This is a genomic window from Hydrogenophaga sp., assembly GCF_028698005.1.
GTDB lineage: Bacteria > Pseudomonadota > Gammaproteobacteria > Burkholderiales > Burkholderiaceae_C > Hydrogenophaga.
This window is the reverse complement of sequence record NZ_JAQVEJ010000185.1, coordinates 1-5,228: the sequence shown is the minus strand read 5'-3', so window position 1 is coordinate 5,228 and position 5,228 is coordinate 1. Positions and strand designations below refer to the sequence as shown.

General features: G+C 67.8%; 4 protein-coding genes. All 4 read left to right on the top strand.

The window, feature by feature from the left end; translation table 11 throughout:
- The first annotated feature begins 8 nt into the window (after positions 1-8).
- Positions 9-3,974 (top strand): cobaltochelatase subunit CobN, encoded by a 3,966-nt coding sequence (gene cobN / locus PHQ87_RS14210; RefSeq protein WP_300235679.1) that lies wholly within the window; start codon positions 9-11, stop codon positions 3,972-3,974.
- Complete coding sequence (locus PHQ87_RS14205) at positions 3,971-4,489, top strand: MotA/TolQ/ExbB proton channel family protein (protein ID WP_300235677.1); 519 nt, start codon at positions 3,971-3,973, stop codon at positions 4,487-4,489. The genes cobN and PHQ87_RS14205 overlap by 4 nt, the downstream gene beginning before the upstream one ends.
- 7 nt (positions 4,490-4,496) lie before the next feature.
- Positions 4,497-4,808, top strand: a complete 312-nt coding sequence (locus PHQ87_RS14200; RefSeq protein ID WP_300235674.1) for a DUF2149 domain-containing protein — start codon at positions 4,497-4,499, stop codon at positions 4,806-4,808.
- 130 nt (positions 4,809-4,938) lie between these two features.
- On the top strand, positions 4,939-5,228 hold a 290-nt coding region (locus PHQ87_RS14195), incomplete at its 3' end, for a copper chaperone PCu(A)C (protein ID WP_300235671.1).

Below are 5,228 nucleotides of genomic sequence, written 5' to 3'. Positions count from 1 at the left end.
CGCGCTTCGTGCTGATCGACGCGCCGCGCAGCGACGATCAGGCGCAGATCGAGCGTGTGGCCGGCCAGCGGCTGCGCGAGGAGGGTCTGCCCACCATCGGCATTCACGTCATGAGTCCGCCGATGCGCCTGCGCGCACCCCATCTGGACAAAGAACAGGCGCAGCGCGTGTTCGACTACTACGTGGGCGGCACGCGCGTCAACCACGAACGGCTGTTCCAGTACCTGCAGGCCGTCCTTCAGGGCGGCGATCCGGGCGCCATCGCGCCACCGCTGGCCTTGCCCGATGGCGGCATCTACCACCCCGGCCACGACCAACTGGTGTTTGGGCAACTGGCGCCGTACCTGGCCTGGTGGGCGGTCCGGGCGGGCCGCCCCTGGCAGGGCATGCCGGTGATCGGCGTCGAGATATCGTCCAGCTACATCTCCGATGGCCAGCAGCGCATGCTGGACGAAACCGTGCAGGCCATCGAGCAGGCGGGCGCCTTGCCCCTGATGTTCTACCGCAGCTCGCGTGTGGCCCGCGCAGGGCGGGAGGCGGCGGCCGCGGGCCAGCCCGGGGCCGCCGGCCGGCCGCCGCGTGGCGGTGGCAGCGGACGTCCGGTCGCGGCCGGCGGCCCCGGGGCGCCTGCGGGTGCCGGGCAGGGCGCGGGTTTTCCCAACCCCAGGGCCATCGCCGCCGTCGCCGTGAACGAGCCGCTCATCACCCACGAGGGCCAGGTCTTGCCGCAGGTGCTGCTGGTCAACACCTTCCTCGGCGTCGATCCCGAGGCGCGCAAGGCCTGGCATCAGGCCATGGGGGTGCCGGTCATCAACGTGCTCGCCTACCGCACGGGCACGCGTGCCGAGTACCACCAGGACACGGTGGGCGTGAACAGCTTCTACCTGCCGTTCACGCTGACCAATGCCGAGTACATCGGCCTGCAGGACCCGGTGGTGCTGACCGCCAACGAAGGCGGCGAGCTCGTGCCCATGCCCGAGCAGATGGACATGCTGATCGGCAAGGCCGTGAACCTGGCGCGCCTGCAGACCATGGCCAACGCCGACAAGCAGGTGGCGCTGTTCTTCTGGAACCACCCGCCGGGGGAAAAGAACCAGGGCGCGTCCAACCTGAACGTGCCGCGCTCCATCGAGCACCTGGTAGCGCAGCTCAGGGCCGAGGGCTATGCCTTCGAGCCCACCACCGAGCAGGACATCATCACCGCCGTGGGCCAGATGCTGCGACCGGCTTACCGCCCCGGCACGCTGGCCGAACTCATGCGCACGGCGCATTGGGACTTCCTGCCGCTGGCCGACTACCAGCGCTGGTTCGCCACGCTGCCACCCGAGGTGCGCCAGGCGGTGAACCGGTTCTGGGGCCCGGCCGAGCAAAGCGCCTGGATCGCCCACCCGCAGGGGGTGAGCGGGTTCGTGATCCCGCGCCTGCAACTGGGCAATCTCGTGGTGCTGCCGCAGCCCATGCGCAGCGAGAGCGCCGCCGGTCACCACGACGAGAAGAAGCTGTTCCACGATACCAAGGTGCCGCTGAACCACTTCTACATGGCCACCTACCTGTGGGCGCGAGAGCAGTTCAAAGCCAGCGCCATTGTGCACTTCGGCACCCACGGCACGCAGGAATGGACGCCCGGCAAGGAGCGCGGCCTCTGGGCGTTTGACGACCCGAACATCCTGGTGGGCAACACGCCCGTCGTGTACCCGTACATCGTCGACAACATCAGCGAGGCCATCCACGTCAAGCGCCGCGGGCGCGGCGTGATCGTGAGCCACCAGACTCCCGCGTTCGCGCCGGCCGGCCTGTCCGACGACTTCGTGAAGATCAACGACCTGATCCGCGAATACCAGTCGCTGGACAGCGGGCTGGTCAAGGACAGCAACCGCCAGCGCATCATCGGGCAGGCGCTGAAGATGAACATGCACAAGGACATGGGCTGGCAGGTGGCCGACCTGGAACGCGATGTCGACAAGTTCCTGCGCGACATCGAGGACTATCTGGAAGACCTGGCCTCGGCCATGCAGCCGCTGGGGCTGCACACCCTGGGCCGGGACGCCGAACGCGCCCACCTCATCAGCAACGTGATGCAGATGCTGGGCCAGCCCCTGTACGAACTGACCGGCGTGAACAATGCCAAGGCCGCGTTCAAGGGGGACTACCAGGCGCTGCAGCAGACCCGGCCCTATCGTTTCGTCGAGGACTACGTGTTTTCCGACCGGCCACTGGACGAACTCGCCGACACCCGGCTGCGCGCGCTGGCCCTGCGTGGGCGCCAGTTCCGGGCGGACCTGCGGGCGGCCTGGGAGATCGAGGGCGTGAGCCGGGGGCTGTCGGCGCGCTGGATCGACCCGTCCTACGGCGGCGATCCGATCCGCAACCCGGACGCCTTGCACACCGGGCGCAACATGTACGGCTTCGACCCCGGACGCGTGCCGACGCGTGCCGCCTACGAGGCCGGGCGCCAGGCGGTGCAGCAGCTCATCACCAGCTACCAGGCCACGCACGGCAAGTTTCCCGAGAAGCTGGCCTTTTCCATGTGGAGCACCGAGACCATGCGCCACCTGGGCATGCTCGAAGCGCAGGTCCTCTACGCCATGGGCGTGCGGCCCCGCTGGGACGAAGGCGGGCGCGTGGTGGGCATGGAGGTGATTGCGCCGGCCGAACTCGGGCGCCCGCGCATCGACGTGGTGATCTCGCTCACCGGCCTGTACCGCGACCAGTTCCCGAACGTGATGGAGCGCTTCAACGAAGCCGTGGTCATGCTGGCGGCCTTGCAGGAAGACGGTCAGCCCAACTTCATCAAGGCCAACACCGAGCGCATCCAGGCCGCGCTGCTGGCCCAGGGGGTCCAGCCCGAGGACGCCCACGAGTTCGCGCTGACGCGGGTCTTCGGCAATGAAAGCGGGGACTACAGCACCAAACTCACCGACGCTTCACTGGCGTCCGACACCTGGGACGAGGGCGATGGCAAGCTCGAGAGGCTCTACCTCTCGCGCATGTCCTGGGCCTATGGCCCCAACACCGCGAACTGGAGCCGCAAGCTCAGCGACGGCCAGGGTCGGGAGATCAACGCCTACGCCGAGCACCTGCGTGGCACCAGCGCGGCCGTGTTCTCGCGTTCCAGCAACCTGCGCGGCCTGCTCGACACCGACCACCCGTTCGAGTACCTGGGCGGCATCTCCCAGGCGGTGAAGTTCCTGGATGGCCAGAACCCGCCGCTGTACATCTCCAACATGCGCGACCCGAACAAGGCCAGGCTGGAGACGGCGGAGCGGTTCATGGCCACCGAGCTGCGGGCGGTCTATCAGCATCCCAACTGGATCCAGGAGATGCAAAAGGAAGGCTATGCCGGCACGCTGCAGATGCTCAACACGGTGAACAACTTCTGGGGCTGGCAGGTGATGGACCGCCACGTGGTGCGCGACGACCAGTGGCAGGCATTTCACGACACCTACGTCAAGGACCGCTACCGGCTGGGTCTGCGCGCGTGGTTTGAACAGTCCAACCCGACGGCGCTGGCCCAGGTGGCCGAGCGCATGCTGGAAGCGATCCGCAAAGACTACTGGAAGGCCGACGAACAGACCCGGCGCGAGCTGGTGCAGGTCTACCAGGAGGTGGCGGCCAAGCACGACGTGTTCACCGCCAACGAGGCGTTCAAGGCCTACGTGAAGACGCTGGCGCAGGGCTTCGGGCTGGCCGGCCAGGCGCCTGCAGCGCGCGCATCGGCCCCATCCGCCGCGCCCAAACCCATGGCCGCCCGGCCACCCGACGAGCCCCGCGAACCTCCCTCGGCACCCGAACCACCCACCGTGCGCGGGCAGACGCTGCATGAAGTGCGGCACGACGCCACGGTCCGGCAGCTCATCTGGATCTATGGCTGGATCGCCGCCGGCATCGTGCTCGCCGGCATGCTGTTCCAGGCCTGGCGCATGCGCCGGGCTGCCCGCTTGACCCCTCCTGTTGCAACGAAAGCCCCGTCATGAATGCGATTGAAAGTGTCCTGTACGAGATGTCGAAGTTCTTCCTGACGCCCGTGCTGGTGTTGTTGTGCCTGATGTTCGTGTATGCCCTTTTCAGCCTGGGACAACTGAGCATCGACCTGCTGGCGCGCACGCGCCGGCCGCACGGGCTGCGGCCACTGCACCGCTACTGGCAGCGCCACGCCCACCTGGGTGAGGACGGGCTGGAGTTGCATGTGTTGAAACAACTGGAGGTGCAGCGCATCGTCAGCCGCGTGGCCCCCATGCTGGGGCTGGTGGCCACCATGATCCCCATGGGGCCGGCGCTGGTGGCGGTGGCCGCGGGCAACACCAAGGGCATGGCCGACAACCTGGTGGTGGCCTTTGCCGCGGTCATCGTGGCGTTGCTGGCGGCGGCCATCACCTTCGTGGTGCAAACCGTGCGCCGGCGCTGGCTGCTGGAAGAACTCAACGCCTTGCTGCGGGTTGGCCCCGCCAGCGTCGCCAGCGTCGCTACCGAGGTCGCCCATGTCGGATAAGCGCCGCATGAAGCTCGACATCCTGGGCGACTCGGACGAGGACGATCCCATCCTCTCGGTGGTCAACATCATCGACGTGTTTCTGGTGGTCATCGCCGTGCTGCTGGTGGCCGTGGTCGAGAACCCGCTCAACCCGTTCGCGACCCAGGACGTGGTGGTCATCCGGAACGCCGGCAAACCCGACATGGACATGCTGGTCAGGCAGGGCAACGAACTCAAGCACTACCAGTCGTCCGGGCAGATCGGCGAGGGCCAGGGCATGAAGGCGGGTGTGGCGTACCGCATGAAAGACGGCAGCATGGTGTACGTGCCCGAATGAGGAGCCTTGACGGTACCGTTTGTTGTCCGGGCGCCGAGCACATCCGCGCATCGCTGCCGCCGCTGGCGCACCGCGCCCTGTCCGCATGACGGGCGCGACGCCATCCCATTCCCAACCACTGGAGGAGTTCATGAGAAAACGTCACATCGGCCCGGCTGCGCTGGCCTTGGCCATGGCGCTGGCCCTGCCGCTGGCACACGCCCACGATGTCCGGGCGGGTGATCTGCGCATCGACCACCCCTATGCCACGCCCACACGGCCGGGCCTGGGCACCGGCGCCGTCTATTTCCGGGGCATCCGCAACACCGGCCAGGAGGGCGACCGCCTGCTCTCGGCCAGCACGCCGGCCGCGGCTCGCGTGGAGATCCACCGCATGCAGATGGATGGCAAGGTCATGAAGATGCGCGCCGTGCCGGCGCT